Origin of the sequence: Pseudarthrobacter sp. B4EP4b (assembly GCF_006680095.1) — a bacterium.
Taxonomy (GTDB): Bacteria; Actinomycetota; Actinomycetes; order Actinomycetales; family Micrococcaceae; genus Arthrobacter.
Window position 1 is genome coordinate 1 of sequence record NZ_VHIJ01000019.1, and the last position, 14,743, is coordinate 14,743.

Here is a 14,743-nt window from a genome sequence, read left to right on the forward strand (position 1 = left end):
GGGCGGGGCTGCGGGAGAGGGGGCGGGGCTGGCGCCGTCAGAGGGGCTGGGGGCAGCTGCACCCTGCTGGCCGGGCACAGCCAGTGCAAGGCTGGAGCCTACCTTCGCGCCAACGAACGCGTTGTAGATGACCTCGCTGCCGGTCTTCAGTTTCTCGTCCAGTTCGAGCGGTTCCGGCTCGCCGGCGAACGTATCTTCCAGCGTGGACCCGTCGCTGCCGTTCAGGGCCAGGATTGAGATGTTGGCGATCTGGTTGGCCTTCACTGGTTCGCCGCTGCCCTCGGTGACCACCTTGATAGTGGGGTCAGCCACTTCCAGCGGCTTGTCGAATTCCACGCCAGGGGCCTTTTTGTCCCCGTTGTCAGTCAGTTTGAGGGAGTCGAACTTCGCAGTCTCGCCAGCAGGCTTGCTTGTGGGTTCCGGCCCTGCCGAAGAACCGCCGCAGGCGGTCAGCAGCAGCAGAGCGGGAAGAAGGATTGCTAGTAGTCGGCGCACGTAAGAGAACTTTCGTCGGGGCAGGATGGAGGCGGCGACCCACGCCTGGGCGGGCAGTACCGCGGAAGGGCCCGATTAAAGGCCCTATCCAGAATAGCCTCCGAACCTGAGTGTCAGCCCATAGAGTCCAGAAGAGCGTCCACCCGGTCATCAACGCTGCGGAAGGGATCCTTGCACAGGATGGTCTGGTGGGCCCTGTCATTCAGTTTCAGGTGCACCCAGTCCACGGTGTAGTCCCGGCCCAGCTCCTGGGCCCGCCGGACGAAATCACCGCGAAGTTTCGCCCGCGTTGTTTGCGGGGGTGCGTCCACGGCGTCCTTGATGACGGTATCGTCCACGATCCGCCGCACTGCCCCGCGGGACTGCAGAAGGTAATACAGGCCCCGGCTGCGGGAAATGTCATGGTAGGTGAGGTCCAGCTGGGCTATGCGCGGGGCGTCCAGGCCCAGCCCGTGGCGTTCGCGGTAGTTGTCCATCAACTTCTTCTTGATGGCCCAGTCGATCTCCGTGTCAATACCGCGGGTGTCACCGCTTTCGATGGCCTTCAGGGTCCGCTCCCACAGGTCAAGGATCAAGGGAACATGCGGGTTGTGCGCGCCGTGCTCTTTGACGAACGCCGTCACCTTGGTCAGGTATTCCTGCTGGATCTCCAATGCCGTCAGTTGGCGCCCGTTGGCAAGCCGGACCAGCGCCCGGCCGCTGAGGTCGTGGGAGATTTCACGGATGCTGCGGATGGGGTTTTCCATCCGCATGTCCCGCATGATCACCCCGGCCTCGATCATGCGCAGGACCAGGTCCACCGTGCCCACTTTCATCAGGGCCGTGGCTTCGGACATGTTCGAGTCACCCACAATAACGTGCAGCCGCCGGTAGAACTCGGCGTCCGCGTGCGGCTCGTCCCTGGTGTTGATGATGGGCCGTGACCGGGTGGTGGCGGAGGACACCCCTTCCCAGATGTGGTCTGCCCGCTGGGAGAAGGCGAAGGTGGCCCCGTGCGGGGTCTTGAGGATCTTCCCCGCCCCGGCAATAAGCTGACGGGTGACCAGGAAAGGAATCAGGATCTCGGCGAGCCTGGAGAATTCCCCGCGGCGGGGAATCAGGTAGTTCTCGTGGCTGCCGTAGGAGTTCCCGGCCGAGTCCGTGTTGTTCTTGAAAAGGTAGACCGTGCCGTTGAAGCCCTCCGCCGCGAGCCGTGCCTGGGCCTCGTCCACCAGGTCATCGAGGATCAGTTCTCCGGCACGGTCATGGGCGATCAACTGCGCGAGGTCGTCACACTCGGCTGTGGCATATTCGGGGTGCGACCCTACATCCAGGTACAGCCGTGAGCCGTTGGTGAGGAAGACGTTGGATGACCGGCCCCAGCTGACCACCTTGCGGAAGAGGTACCGGGCCACCTCCTCCGGGGCAAGAGGCCTCGAGTCGGGGCTGGAATACGAAATCCCGAATTCCGTTTCGATACCGAAGATTCTCTTGTCCATGTTTCCTCCTAGGCCAGCAGTGCAGTGATATCCGCGTCGTCAAGCCGGCGGAAAGCGCGCCGTGAACCGCGTGAACTCTCCGACTGCCTGTCCAGGACGGCAACTTCCACCGCCGTGGCCGGCAATGCCTTCGGCTGGGCATCAGACTCGGTGGCCGGGACGAGCGCGGCCATGGCCAGCCGGAGGGCGTCGGCGAAGCTGAGCGAACTGCGCCACCCCTCATCGATGGCCGAGGATACCTTGTCCGCCTGTCCGCCCATGACTACGAACTGGTGTTCGTCCGCGATGGAACCATCGAAAGTCAGCCGGTAGAGATGGTCCTCAGCCTGTGTGGGGCCTACCTCCGCTACTGCCAGTTCCACCTCGAAGGGCTTCTGTTCTGCGGTGAACACGGCGCCCAGGCTTTGTGCGTAAACACTGGCGAGCCCGCGGGCGGTGACGTCCTCGCGGTCGTAGGAGTAGCCACGGACATCGGCGTACCGCACCCCGGCCTGCCGGAGGCTTTCGAATTCGTTGTATTTTCCGACGGCGGCGAACGCGATCTTGTCGTAAATCTCGCCGATCTTGTGCAGGGACGGCGAGGGGTTCTCGGCTACCAGCGCGATGCCGTCCGCGCAGCTGATCACGGCGACAGACCGGCCGCGGGCAATGCCCTTCCGTGCGAAATCCGCACGGTCCTTCATCAGCTGCTCAGGTGATACATAAAACTGCTGTGTCATTGTCAGGCCTCCCGTCCAGCGTTGGTACGGGATTCGATGACGTTGGTCGCGGCGGCAGCGAGTTCGTTTTCAGCCACCCGCCGGGCACCTGTCCTGTCCACGGTGTAGATCACTGGCCACAACTTCCGGACGGTGTCCGGGCCGCCGGTCGCCGAATCGTCGTCGGCCGCATCGTAGAGGGCTTCGACGGCGACGGAGACGGCTTCGGCTTCGTTCAGGTTGGGCCGCCACAGCTTCTTCAGGGCCCCCCGGGCAAAGACCGAACCCGAGCCCACCGTGTGGTGCTCGTGTTCTTCGTACCGGCCGCCCGTGACGTCGTAGGAGAAAAGCCTTCCGACGCCGGCACTGGTGTCGAAGCCTGCGAAGAGCGGCACTACGGCGAGCCCTTGCAGTGCCAGGGGAAGGTTGCCGCGGATCATTGCCCCCAGCCGGTTGGCCTTGCCTTCCAGGCTGAGCAACGTGCCTTCGATCTTCTCGTAGTGTTCGAGTTCCACCTGGAACAGGCGGGTGAGGTCTATGGCGATGCCGGCAGTACCGGCGATCCCCAGGACGGAGTAACGGTCCGCCGGGAAGACTTTTTCAATGTGCCTGCTGGCAATCACGTTGCCCATGGTGGCCCGCCGGTCCCCCGCCATCAGCACGCCGCCGGCATAGCTCAACGCGACGATGGTGGTGGCATGCGGCACCTGCAGCGGAGCGGCGCCGGGCGCAGCCGACTGGAGTCCCCTGTTATAGGGCAGGAGCTCGGGCCGGTCCCGTTGCAGATGTTCGGTGAAGGACGAGGTGGCGTTGGCGGCTACCCGGTTGGCGGTTGATTCCTGCACTCATGCACTCCTTGAACGTAGTTCTTCAACGTCGGTACAGATTCCGGCCGGCCGCGGCTTCCGCCACCCTCCGGTCCGGGTTACTGGCCGCCTTTTTGGACGAAGGCGCGCACGAACTCCTCAGCGTTGGATTCCAGCACTCCATCGATTTCGTCGAGAAGGTCATCGACCCCTTCGGTGGCTGCTGATGCCTGTGCTTCGGGCGGCGCCGGGGGTGCCTCGGGGATGTCCTCGTCGACCTGGTCGTCGCGCGATTGGGGCTGCTGCTGCTCCTGGCCTGCCATTGTTACCTCTCCCTTTCCTGTCGTCAGATCCGGCGGATCTTCCGATATGCCCATCCTGCCACGAAGCGGTCCCTCCGGCGCGGTTTATGCCGCAGGCGGAGCGGTGCTGTGTCCCAGCAGCTCTCCAAGGAACGGGCCTGCTTCCCGGTAGCGTGCGAACAACGCGCCGGTCAACGCTTTGGTTCCTTTCAAGGGTTCCCGGGTGGGCACGCGCTGGAGCCTTCCGTAGCCCGGGACATCGAAGATCACCGAGTCCCAGCTGGCCCCCACCACGTCCTTGCCGAAGCTGCTGACGCACTTCCCCCGGAAGAACGCGCGGGTGTCCGACGGCGGCTCGGCCACCGCCGCTGCTATGGCGGCGTCGTCGACGACCCTGTCCATGCGGTTCCTGGCCAGGAGACGGTAGTAGAGGCCTTTCTCGGGCCTGATGTCCGCCCATTGGAGGTCGATCAGCCCCAGCCGGGCATCGTTCCACTGAAGTCCGTCGCGGTCGCGGTAACCCTCCAGGAGCGAGAGCTTGGCAACCCATTCCACGGAGCTGGCGGCCGCTGCCCGGTCGTTGTCCAGCTGGGTGAGCACCATGGCCCAGCGGTCCAAGACGTCATGCGTGTGCCCGTCACCGTCCAGGGCGTCGCCCACGCCGGTGTCCTGCGCCAGCTTGGCCGCTGCCTCGTGGTACATCCATTGCAGGTCCAGGGCCGTAACCCGCCTGCCGTCGGAGAGCCGGACGGTGGCGGTCAGGGAGGTATCGTGGCTGATTGCCTGCAGGGCGGAGACGGGTTCGTGGACCTCAACCTTCGGTGCAAGACCTGCCTCGATCAGGCTGAGGACCAGGGAGGTGGTCCCGAATTTCAGGTAGTTGGAGACCTGGCTGAGGTTGGCGTCGCCAATGATCACGTGCAGGCGCCGGTACTTGTCCGCCGTCGCGTGCGGCTCGTCCCTGGTGTTGATGATGGGACGCCGGATGGTGGTTTCCAGGCCCACTTCGGCTTCGAAGAAATCGGCCCGCTGGCTGATCTGGTAACCCGGGGCCGATGCGTCCTGGCCAATCCCTACCCGCCCGGATCCACAAAGGATCTGCCGGCTGACGAAAAAGGGCGTCAGGCCCCGGACGATGTCTCCAAAAGGTACCGACCGTGGCATGAGGTAGTTCTCGTGAGAGCCGTAGGACACGGATTTGTTGTCCGTGTTGTTTTTGTACAGGTTTACGGGCGGCAGGTCGGGGTCTGCCGCCAGCCGCCTTACCGTGGCCAGGGCAACGAGGTCTCCCGCCGCGTCCCAGGTGACTGCGTCCCGCGGGTTGGTCACCTCGGGGCTTGAGTACTCGGGGTGTGCGTGGTCCACGTACAGCCTGGCCCCGTTGCCGAGGACCATATTCATGAGGAGGGTGCCGGACTCGTCCTGCCCGTCGAGCTCCAGCTCCTCCCGGCCGTAGGCCAGTGCCACCGCTTCGGCATCCAGCACCGGTGGCTGGTCAGTGAGTTGGCTGGGGTGCGCCGAGCCCCTGTCCACGGTCCAGCCGCGGGCGTCGTGCAGGGGTTCTTCATCCGTATAGTCCCACCGGGTTTCCGCGCCGCCGGCGGCACGCTGGCGTGTTACCTGGGCATACGCCTGCACCACGCGGGCGCTCATCATGGTGGCGTTGGCGGACGGGGCGGACGGGGCATGGATGCCGTATTCGGTTTCTGCTCCCATGACACGCATGGCCCCGCCCACGGGGAGGGCGCCCCCGGCGGCGGGTTCCTGCGCTGCCGTCATAGATACTGCCCTGTGGTCGGCATTGTTTCGATCGACTTTCCTGGCTCCTGGCCCGCCTTGCCCTGGACGATGGTGCGGATGTATGTGATCCGTTCGCCCTTTTTGCCCGAGATACGTGCCCAGTCGTCCGGATTAGTGGTGTTGGGCATGTCTTCGTGCTCGCGGAATTCGTCCACCACGGCACGGAGCAGGTGCTCGATCCGAAGGCCCTTCTGGTGCGTGGTGAGGAGGTCCTTGATGGCGTACTTCTTGGCCCGGTCCACTACGTTCTGGACCACGGCGCCGGAGTTGAAGTCCTTGAAGTACAGCATTTCGGTATCGCCGTTGGCGTAGGTGACTTCCAGGAATTCATTGGACTTGTCCGTGGAGTACATGGCTTCCACGGTGCGTTGGACCATGGCGTCCACTGTGGCCTGGACGTCGCCGTTGTGCTCGGCGAGGTCGGACTCGTGGAACGGCAGGTCCGTGGTGATGTACTTGTTGAAGATGTCTGCGGCCGCCTCGGCATCCGGGCGGTGGATCTTGACCTTGACGTCCAGCCGGCCGGGCCGGAGGATGGCGGGGTCGATCATGTCCTCGCGGTTGGACGCACCAATGACGATGACGTTGTCCAGCCGCTCAACGCCGTCGATCTCGCTCAGAAGCTGGGGAACGATGGTTGTTTCGACGTCGGAGGAAATCCCCGTGCCGCGCGTGCGGAACAGCGAATCCATCTCGTCGAAAAACACCACGACGGGGCTGCCGTCGGACGCCTTCTCCCGTGCGCGGGAAAAGATGAGGCGGATGTGCCGTTCGGTTTCACCCACGTACTTGTCCAGGAGCTCGGGGCCCTTGATGTTCAGGAAGTAGCTCTTGAGGTCCACGTTTCCTGAGCGCTCTGCCGCGCGGGCGGCCAGCGAATTGGCCACCGCCTTGGCGATGAGGGTCTTGCCGCAGCCGGGAGGGCCGTAGAGCAGGATGCCCTTGGGCGCCTTCAGCCCGTGTTCCCGGTAAAGGTCGGGGTGCAGGAACGGCAGTTCCACGGCGTCGCGGATCTGCTCGATCTGCGGCCCGAGCCCGCCGATATCCTCATAGGTGATGTCCGGGACCTCTTCGAGGACCAGGTTCTCCACCTCGGACCGGGGCACTTTCTCCAGCGCGTACCCGGTCCTGGAGTCGATCGAGAGGGCATCGCCCACGCGGAGCTTTTCGGCCAGGAGCGCTCCGGACAGCCGGACCACCCGCTCTTCGTCGGCCCGTCCCACCACGAGGACGCGGTCCGCGCCGAGCATTTCCTTCAGGGTGGCCAGTTCACCTGCGCGCTCATAGCCAAGCCCGGCCACAACGAGCAGTGCCTCGTTAAGGAGGACTTCCTGGCCCACCGCCAGTTGGTTGATGTTCACCAGCGGGCTGATGCCCACCCGCATCTTCCGGCCCGCATTAAAGATGTCCACCGATTCTTCGGTGGCTGCCTGCCCGCTGTTGCCCGGAGAGGGCTGGCGCCGCGGATTCAGCTGGAGAATGGTGCCAAAGCTGTAAGGAGGTTGTCCTTCCTGGTCCAACGCGTTCTTCAGCCGGAGAATCTCGGCCTTCGCGGCTTCAAGCATGGTGACCAGCTTGGTGTTGTTCTGCGTTGCCGCGGCCAACTGCCGGTCGATGTGCCTGAGCTTGTCCCGGAGGATGTTGACCTGGCGGTCGGCAACCGAGAGGTCGTTGGCGGCAGACTGCTCTGCCGGTGTACGTCCGGAGTCCTGGTTTGGCGTCTCCATGATGTATCAGCCCCTTCCTGCGCTTCTATTAAGACCTTAGCCCCAAGATGGCAGGTAGGGATGGAGACTCCCGAAATATGGACTAGATCTTGATCTAAGGCGTGTCCACGACGTTCGTCCCCGCAATCGCGTCCCTGGCAGCGCGCCGGAGCTTCTTGTCCGAGACCAGCCGCTCCCCTACCGCTCCGGGTGTCCAGGCGTTGACATCCTCTTCGTTGAAGTCCGTCTTCGAAGGGCGGCGCTTGACGGAGATGCCCGTGACGCCGTCGGCCAGCCGGCGTGTGACCAGCAGGAATCCGGTGTGCGCCACCATCCGGTGATCGGGGCGGACGGCGAGGCCCTCGAGGTGCCAGCCGCGAACCATGGACTCCCAGGCATCGGGTTCGGTGAACCGGCCATCGGCGCGGATGGCTTCGGCTGTCCGCGACAATTGGGTGACGGTGGCCACGTAGTTGATCCATACGCCGCCCGGCGCGAGGACCGTTGCCACGGCGTCAAGGCATTCCCAGGGAGCGAGCATATCCAGGACCACCCGGTCCACGGAGCCGGGCTCCTCTGTCCGGACAACTTCCTCCTGGAAGTCGCCCAGGGTGATCTGCCACGCCGGGTGCGGGCCGCCGAAGATGGTCTCGACGTTCCCGCGGGCGATGTCCGCGAATTCTTCACGCCGTTCGAAGGAGTGCAAGTAACCGCTGTCCCCCACCGCGCGAAGAAGGGAGATGGACAGGGCGCCGGAGCCCACGCCCGCCTCCACTACCCGTGCGCCGGGGAAGATGTCCGCCATGGTGATGATCTGGCCGGCATCTTTGGGATAGACAACGGCAGCGCCGCGGGGCATGGAGAGGACGAAGTCCGAGAGCAGCGGGCGCAGCGTCTGGTACTGCTGGCCAACGTTGTTCACCACAACGGAGCCGTCCACCTTGCCGATGATGTCATCGTGGTTCAGGAAGCCGCGGTGGGTATGGAAGGCTCCGCCCCGTTCGAGGGTGACAGTGTTCATCCGGCCGCGCTCGTCCGTCAGCTGGACGCGTTCGCCTTCGCGAAACGGTCCGCGGCGGCGGGCAGCTCCCACCGGCTGCGAGGCTCCGGGGCCAACACCGGGTTGGGCTGCCGCGGCGGCTTCGTTGACGGCAGTTTCGCTGCTCATGATTTTCCTCGCTCCTGTAAAACTGTTGCGCCCCCGCGCGAACGTCGCTGAAGACGTCAGGCTGTGGCGGCGGCAATGCACTGCCGGCAGGTAACTCTACCGGTTCCTGCCCTGCGGGCGCCCATCCGGCCGCGGACGCCTGCCGGTAATGGCGGCCAGTACCGCTTCCTGCGAGAGCAGCCCGGTCACCTTGCCGTTGTGGTCAACGACGGCGTAGTGGCGGCCTTCGAGCTGCGACAGGAAGTGCAGGAGTTCCTGCCCTTTCGACCATTCGGGCACGTAGGCTCCGGCGGCGAGGGCGTAGGACACCGCACTGAGGGGCGTGGTTCCGGCAGCGGCGGGCGGAACGGATTGCAGGGCGGCCGGATCCACAACGCCTTGCGGCCGCCCGTCCGCGGCGCAGACCACTACGGAGATAGACGACGGCGCTCCCATCCGGAGTGCTTCCTGGACTGACGCGGTGGCTGGCAGTCCGACGGCCGGCGTCGACAATCCTGCCGCACTGACCAGGTGCAGCCGTCCCCGCAGGGTTCCCTGCTGGATGGCTGCGGAGGCACCCATCCACAGGAATCCGGCCACCAGGATGGTAATCATCAGGTTGCCGAAGTCAGGTGAACCGCCGGCCAATAGAGGGCGGAGGATGAACCAGTAGCCGAGCAGGATCACGATCACGCGGCCACCCCAGCCTGCCGCCACGGTGCCCTTAGCCTGGCTGCCGGTGGCCTTCCACACCGCCGACTCCACCAGCCGGCCGCCGTCCAGGGGTAGTCCGGGAAGGACGTTGAAGACGCCGAGGACGAAGTTGGACCACATAAAGATGTTGATGAGCATTTCAGCGACACTGCCCAGGCTGTCGGAGTCATGAACCAGCCAGGCGCCGGCGGCCAGGACAAAATTGGCGGCAGGACCGGCCAATGCCACCAGGACGGAGCGTCCCGGAGTGGCCGTGAAGCTGTCGAACTGGGTGTGCCCGCCCCACAGGTTGAGCACAATCTTTTGTGTGGGCCAGCCGTAGATTCTGGCCGTCAGGGCATGGGCGAGTTCGTGGACCAGGACTGAGATCAGCAGAAGCACCGCATAGGCGAACGCGATGACGTACGCACTGACTCCGAGCGCCGGGTTGCTCCGGTCAAGGACCGGCCCGAAAACAACTACCGTGAACGCTGCGATGATGAACCAGGAATAGGCCAGGACAACCGGAACGCCGGCAATCCGCCCCAGCGGGATGCCTTCACGGCGGACCGGAGTGGCCGTCTCAGTCATGGACGGCCCCCGGAGCTCCGGCCCCTTCCAGTGTTGCCGGTTCATGCAGGGCAGTCCCGTACCCAGCGGATTCCTTCGGACGGGAGCGGGCCAGGAGCAGGTCCTCCAGATCGGCGAGGGACCGGCCGGCCAGGGAATCCCAAAGAATGTAGCGTTCGCTTTCAGGCAGCGGGACTATATGTGGAATGGCAACGGTGGCCACGCCGGAGGCCACCGCGGCCGCCACGCCCGGAGTTGAGTCTTCAAGTGCAACGCAGTGTTTCAGGGAAAGGTCCGGATCGGATTCCTGGAGCTGTTCCACTGCCTTCAGGTAGGCCTCGGGGTGTGGTTTGCCCTGCGCCACCGAGTCCCCGGTGACCACCACTTCGAAGTACGGGCGGGGAAGGCTGGCCACCACTTCACGGGCCAGAGGCCCCTCAGACATGGTGACAAGCGCGCACCTCACGCCCGCCTGGTGCAGGTTTTCCAACAGTTCCCGGGCGCCCGGCCGCCAGGGCACCTGCTGCCGGACGCTCGCCACCACTTCGGCGGTCAGCGTGTCGATAATCTGCCGTATGCCCAGATCCACTCCGGCCTGCTGGAGGAGACCGGCCGAGAATGTCAGCGACTGGCCCACCAGCTGCATGGCCTGTTCATGGGACCAGGTTCCGCCGTGGGCTTCAACCAGTGCGTGCTCGGCTGCGATCCAGTAGGGCTCGGTGTCCACTATGGTGCCGTCCATGTCCCACAGGACGGCTCTCAGCGGGGAAGGTGTGGCTGGCTGTCGCATCCACCCAGTCTACGGGGACAGCCTGAACGGGAGCTGGGGCTACGCCTTGGGCGAATACGGGACCCGTTGCTGCCGTATACGGCGCGGACAGTGCATTTTTCGGCGCTTCATTCAATGCAACACCCTGCTCCTTGGACGTAGGGTGAAGAAATGAATAGCTTCGAGGGAGACACCACCGACCCGGGGGCAGGACCCGCCCGCGAACGGTTCCTGCAGCCTGTGCCTGACGGACAGCGCGTGACAGTGATGCTTGCCGCCTTTGAAGGCTGGAATGATGCCGGAGAGGCCGCAAGCGACTCGCTGCGGTACCTGAACAAGCTGTGGGGCGGCAAGAAGGTGGCGTCCATCGACGCCGACGAGTACTACGATTTCCAGTTCACGCGCCCCACCATCCGCAGGAACGCTGCCGGCGAACGTAAGATCAAGTGGCCCTCCACGCGCATCTACAAAGCCAGCGCCCCCAATTCCAACGTGGACGTCATCTTTGTCCAGGGCACCGAGCCGTCCTATAAATGGCGCGCGTACACGGCCGAACTCCTGGTCCATGCCGAAGCGCTGAACGTTGACTACGTCATCCTGGTGGGCGCCCTGCTGGCGGACGTTCCCCACAGCCGGCCCATTCCCGTGAGTACCTCCTCCGACGACGGGCCGCTGCGCGAACGCATGAACCTGGAAGCGTCACAGTATGAGGGGCCGGTGGGAATCGTGGGAGTCCTCTCCGAGGTTTCGCTGCTGGCCGGGATCCCCACGGTCTCGCTCTGGGCGGCGGTTCCGCACTACGTTGCGCAGGCTCCTTCGCCGAAGGCGCAGCTGGCACTCCTGCACCGCATCGAGGAGCTGCTCCAGGTGCCGCTGGACACGCATGAACTGGCGGAGGAAGCCGACGCGTGGGAGCGGGGCGTGGACGAACTGGCCACCGAAGATCCCGAAATCGCAGCCTATGTCCGGCAGCTTGAAGAGGCGAAGGACACGGCCGATCTTCCGGAAGCAACGGGTGAGTCCATCGCCCGCGAGTTTGAACGCTACCTCAAACGCCGGGGCCAGGACCGGCCCTAGCCGGTACAGGCCCGCCGGAGCCCTGAGACTGCCTCCGGACCTGCCATTCGGGCAGGTCCGGAGGCAGCTCTTTTAGAGCCGGATGCCGAGGAGGGCGTCGACGGCGTCCCGCACCAATGCCTGGTCCTCGCCGCTGGCCGGGGTTTCGCCGGCGTTCGCTTTTTCAGCCCAACGGGAGACAGCCGCAAGAGCCGCTGGAGCGTTGAGGTCGGCAGCCAGGGCTGCGCGCATTTCCGCGATCAGGGCGGATGCCGAGCCGGCGGGAGCGAAGGCCAGCGCCTGGCGCCACGCGGCCAGGTCTGCTTTCGCGGCCTCGAAACCTTCTTCAGTCCAGGACCAGTCCGAACGGTAGTGGTGGGCAAGGATGGCCAGGCGGATGGCGGCCGGGTCCTCCCCTGCGGCCCGCAGCTTCGAGACCAGCACCAGGTTGCCCTTGGACTTGCTCATCTTCTCGCCGTCCAGGCCCACCATTCCGGCGTGGGCGTAGTGCTTTGCGAGCGGGACACCGGCGAGGGAATAGGCGTGGCCGGCTCCCATTTCGTGGTGCGGGAAAATGAGGTCGGAGCCGCCGCCCTGGACAGTGAAGGGCGAGGGCAGGTACTTCTGCGCGATCACCGTGCATTCGATGTGCCAGCCGGGCCGCCCTGCTCCGAGGCTGCCGCCGGGCCAGCTCGGCTCGCCTTCCCGCGCCACACGCCACAGCAGCGGATCCAGCGCCTGCCGCTTGCCGGACCGGCCGGGATCTCCGCCGCGTTCGGCGAAAAGCTCCAGCATTTCGCTTTCGGCGAGCCCGGAGATCGAACCCAGCGTCCAGGCGTCCGGCGACACGGACTGCTTGCCGGCTGCTTCGACGTCGTAATAGACATCGCCGTCAGGCTCTCCGTTGGTGCCTTCCACCTTGTAAGCCAGCCCGAGGCTGACCAGGCGCTCTACTTCCGGAACGATCAGGGAGATGGATTCGACGGCGCCGACGTAGTGGTCCGGAGCGAGGACGTTCAGCGCCTCCATGTCCGTTTGGAAGAGTTCGATCTGGCTGGCCGCAAGGTCCCGCCAGTCCACGCCGGTTGCTGTGGCGCGTTCCAGCAGCGGATCATCCACGTCCGTGACGTTCTGGACGTACGACACGGGATGGCCGGCGTCCCGCCAGGCCCGGTTCAGGAGATCGAACGCGACGTAGCTGGCGGCATGCCCCATGTGCGTCGCGTCATAAGGGGTGATGCCGCAGACATACATGGACGGCTGCCCGTCCGGTTCCAGGGCTGCCTCGCGCCCTAAGGCAGTGTCGAACAACCGGATGGCAGGCATGTTGCCGGGCACGTCAGGGACAGGGCGGGAAGTCCAGGATTTCACAGACCAAGCCTAGTGCTAGGCGCTGATGACACCGAAACCGAGAAGCAGGTACAGGGCGAGGCCCAGGAGGATCCGGTACCAGACAAACAGGCGGTAGCTGCGGGTGGAAACGAATTTGAGGAACCAACCGATGATGACGTAGCCCACCACGAGGGCGATGACGGTGGCGAGGGCTGTTTCCGGCAGGCCGTAAGGGCCCGTGATGCCTTCCTTGGACATTGTTTTGTACAGCTGGAAGAGTCCGCTGCCGAAAACGGCCGGAATGGCCAGCAGGAAGGAGTAGCGCGCGGCGGCTTCACGGGTGTAGCCCATCAGGAGGCCGGCAGTGATGGTGCCGCCGGACCGGGATACGCCGGGGATCAGGGCCATGGCCTGCGCAAAGCCAAAGAGGATGCCGTGCTTGTAGGTGAGATGGTTCAGGTCGCGCTTCTGCTTGCCAATGGCGTCCGCAACAGCCAGGATCAGGCCGAACACAATCAGCATGGTGGCGACGATCCACATGCTGCGGAGGACCGATTCAATCTGGTCCTGGAACAGCAGGCCCAGGACGATGATGGGGAGGCTGCCCAGGATGACGAGCCAGCCCATCCGGGCGTCCGGGTCCTGCCGGGATACTTTTCCGGTCAGTGAACCTGCCCACGCCTTGACGATCCGGACAATGTCCCGCCAGAAGTAGATGAGCACCGCGGTTTCGGTTCCGAGCTGGGTGATGGCGGTGAAAGCTGCGCCGGGATCCTCGGCATTGGGCAGGAACTGCCCCACAATCCTCAGGTGCGCACTCGATGAAATAGGTAGAAATTCGGTCAGTCCCTGCACAAGGCCCAACAGGGCCGCCTCAAACCAGTTCACGCTAAGACCCTACGGCATGGCAGTGCCGGTTCTGCCCGTAAGCTTGCTGCTATGCAGCAGCGTTTCGTCGGCAACAGTGGATTGCGAGTTTCCGCCCTTTCCCTAGGCACCATGTCCTGGGCCGGCGAGACGGACGAACAGGACGCTTCGGAACTGCTCCGTAACTTCCTGAATGCGGGCGGCCGGCACGTGGATACTGCGGCGTCCTACGCCGACGGGCGCTCCGAGGCGATGATTGGTTCCCTGCTGGGCGACGTGGTGGCCCGCACCGAGATTTCCATCTCCACCAAAGCGGGAATGACGACGCCGGATGGCCGCCGTGGCGTGGACACCTCACGTAACGCGATGCTCAGCGGCCTTGAAGCCAGTCTGGCAAGGCTCGGCACCGACTACGTGGATATCTGGTTCGCGCAGGCGTGGGACAGCAATGTGCCGCTGGACGAGACACTGTCCGCTTTGGAGTTCGCGGTGCGGACTGGCCGGGCCCGCTATGCCGGCGTTTCGAACTTCAACGGCTGGCAGACCGCCAAGGCAGCGGCCGTTGCGGGCTTTCCGCTGGTGGCTGTCCAGGCGGAATATTCGTTCCTGGAGCGGAAGCCGGAGGCGGAGCTTATTCCCGCCGTCGAGGATGCCGGGCTGGGGCTTATGGCGTGGGCGCCGCTGGGGCGCGGCGTACTCACCGGCAAGTACCGCGGCAGCATCCCGTCCGGTTCCCGCGGAGCGTCGGCGGCGGCGGCCGGCTACGTTGAGCCTTACCTCGACGGCAAGGCATCCAGGACGGTCGAAGCTGTGTGCATGGCAGCCAAAGGTCTGGGCCGGACACCGCAGGATGTTTCCCTTAGCTGGCTGTTGTCGCAGCACGGTGTGTCCACCGCGATTGTTGGGCCCCGCACACCTGCGCAGCTGAAGGAAATTCTCGATGCGCAGTTGACGCCGCTGCCGCCCGAAATTGCTTGCGCCCTGGAGGACGCTTCAGCAGTCAACTAGGGCTTCGGCCGGTCCG

General features: G+C 64.8%; 13 protein-coding genes and 1 pseudogene. 2 read left to right on the forward strand and 12 right to left on the reverse strand.

Annotated features, from left to right (window positions below):
- The 10 genes and pseudogenes from FNL14_RS06970 to FNL14_RS07015 all read right to left on the reverse strand — a co-directional run.
- Positions 1-495: pseudogene (locus tag FNL14_RS06970) on the reverse strand (peptidylprolyl isomerase); the annotation flags it as partial.
- Between the two features lie 113 nt (positions 496-608).
- Positions 609-1,973 carry a Pup--protein ligase gene (pafA, locus tag FNL14_RS06975; RefSeq protein WP_091418897.1) on the reverse strand — a complete coding sequence of 455 codons (1,365 nt, stop codon included), beginning with the start codon at positions 1,971-1,973 and terminating at the stop codon, positions 609-611.
- Positions 1,974-1,981: 8 nt separating this feature from the next.
- Positions 1,982-2,692, reverse strand: coding sequence for a proteasome subunit alpha (gene prcA / locus FNL14_RS06980; protein WP_091418895.1), 711 nt, complete (start codon positions 2,690-2,692; stop codon positions 1,982-1,984).
- Positions 2,693-2,694: 2 nt separating this feature from the next.
- Positions 2,695-3,516 (reverse strand): proteasome subunit beta, encoded by an 822-nt coding sequence (gene prcB, locus FNL14_RS06985; RefSeq protein WP_091418894.1) that lies wholly within the window; start codon positions 3,514-3,516, stop codon positions 2,695-2,697.
- Between the two features lie 80 nt (positions 3,517-3,596).
- Positions 3,597-3,800 (reverse strand): ubiquitin-like protein Pup, encoded by a 204-nt coding sequence (locus FNL14_RS06990; protein WP_091418892.1) that lies wholly within the window; start codon positions 3,798-3,800, stop codon positions 3,597-3,599.
- A gap of 84 nt (positions 3,801-3,884) precedes the next feature.
- Positions 3,885-5,558, reverse strand: a complete 1,674-nt coding sequence (gene dop, locus FNL14_RS06995; RefSeq protein WP_091418890.1) for a depupylase/deamidase Dop — start codon at positions 5,556-5,558, stop codon at positions 3,885-3,887.
- Complete coding sequence (gene arc / locus FNL14_RS07000; protein WP_091418888.1) at positions 5,555-7,306, reverse strand: proteasome ATPase; 1,752 nt, start codon at positions 7,304-7,306, stop codon at positions 5,555-5,557. The genes dop and arc overlap by 4 nt, the downstream gene beginning before the upstream one ends.
- Positions 7,307-7,400: 94 nt before the next feature.
- Entirely contained in the window at positions 7,401-8,453 is a 1,053-nt protein-coding gene (locus tag FNL14_RS07005) for a tRNA (adenine-N1)-methyltransferase (protein WP_091418887.1), read from the reverse strand.
- Between the two features lie 96 nt (positions 8,454-8,549).
- The gene (locus FNL14_RS07010; protein WP_142058810.1) at positions 8,550-9,716 is read right to left on the reverse strand and encodes a site-2 protease family protein; all 1,167 of its coding nucleotides are present in this window, start codon (positions 9,714-9,716) and stop codon (positions 8,550-8,552) included.
- Positions 9,709-10,485 carry an HAD family phosphatase gene (locus tag FNL14_RS07015; RefSeq protein WP_142058812.1) on the reverse strand — a complete coding sequence of 259 codons (777 nt, stop codon included), beginning with the start codon at positions 10,483-10,485 and terminating at the stop codon, positions 9,709-9,711. The genes FNL14_RS07010 and FNL14_RS07015 overlap by 8 nt, the downstream gene beginning before the upstream one ends.
- Before the next feature lie 150 nt (positions 10,486-10,635).
- Between FNL14_RS07015 and FNL14_RS07020 the strand changes: the two genes are divergently transcribed.
- The gene (locus FNL14_RS07020) at positions 10,636-11,541 is read left to right on the forward strand and encodes a PAC2 family protein (protein WP_142058814.1); all 906 of its coding nucleotides are present in this window, start codon (positions 10,636-10,638) and stop codon (positions 11,539-11,541) included.
- A gap of 72 nt (positions 11,542-11,613) precedes the next feature.
- Here the strand turns inward: FNL14_RS07020 and mshC are convergent, their stop codons facing one another.
- Both mshC and FNL14_RS07030 read right to left on the reverse strand, forming a co-directional pair.
- A complete protein-coding gene (gene mshC, locus FNL14_RS07025) occupies positions 11,614-12,891 on the reverse strand; it encodes a cysteine--1-D-myo-inosityl 2-amino-2-deoxy-alpha-D-glucopyranoside ligase (protein ID WP_142058816.1) in 1,278 nt (425 codons plus the stop codon).
- Between the two features lie 15 nt (positions 12,892-12,906).
- Positions 12,907-13,740: an undecaprenyl-diphosphate phosphatase gene (locus tag FNL14_RS07030; RefSeq protein ID WP_142058818.1), complete on the reverse strand. Its 834-nt coding sequence runs from the start codon at positions 13,738-13,740 to the stop codon at positions 12,907-12,909.
- A gap of 51 nt (positions 13,741-13,791) precedes the next feature.
- On the opposite strand from FNL14_RS07030, the gene FNL14_RS07035 reads away from it, so the two are divergent.
- Positions 13,792-14,727, forward strand: coding sequence for an aldo/keto reductase (locus FNL14_RS07035; RefSeq protein WP_091418879.1), 936 nt, complete (start codon positions 13,792-13,794; stop codon positions 14,725-14,727).
- Positions 14,728-14,743 lie beyond the last annotated feature (16 nt).

What these genes read in the sequence shown, in the direction of transcription:
- pafA (WP_091418897.1), bottom strand. Translation starts at nt 1,973, where the DNA reads ATGGACAAGAGAATCTTCGGTATCGAAACGGAATTCGGGATTTCGTAT.
- prcA (WP_091418895.1), bottom strand. Translation starts at nt 2,692, where the DNA reads ATGACACAGCAGTTTTATGTATCACCTGAGCAGCTGATGAAGGACCGT.
- FNL14_RS06990 (WP_091418892.1), bottom strand. Translation starts at nt 3,800, where the DNA reads ATGGCAGGCCAGGAGCAGCAGCAGCCCCAATCGCGCGACGACCAGGTC.
- dop (WP_091418890.1), bottom strand. Translation starts at nt 5,558, where the DNA reads ATGACGGCAGCGCAGGAACCCGCCGCCGGGGGCGCCCTCCCCGTGGGC.
- arc (WP_091418888.1), bottom strand. Translation starts at nt 7,306, where the DNA reads ATGGAGACGCCAAACCAGGACTCCGGACGTACACCGGCAGAGCAGTCT.
- FNL14_RS07005 (WP_091418887.1), bottom strand. Translation starts at nt 8,453, where the DNA reads ATGAGCAGCGAAACTGCCGTCAACGAAGCCGCCGCGGCAGCCCAACCC.
- FNL14_RS07010 (WP_142058810.1), bottom strand. Translation starts at nt 9,716, where the DNA reads ATGACTGAGACGGCCACTCCGGTCCGCCGTGAAGGCATCCCGCTGGGG.
- FNL14_RS07015 (WP_142058812.1), bottom strand. Translation starts at nt 10,485, where the DNA reads ATGCGACAGCCAGCCACACCTTCCCCGCTGAGAGCCGTCCTGTGGGAC.
- FNL14_RS07020 (WP_142058814.1), top strand. Translation starts at nt 10,636, where the DNA reads ATGAATAGCTTCGAGGGAGACACCACCGACCCGGGGGCAGGACCCGCC.
- FNL14_RS07035 (WP_091418879.1), top strand. Translation starts at nt 13,792, where the DNA reads ATGCAGCAGCGTTTCGTCGGCAACAGTGGATTGCGAGTTTCCGCCCTT.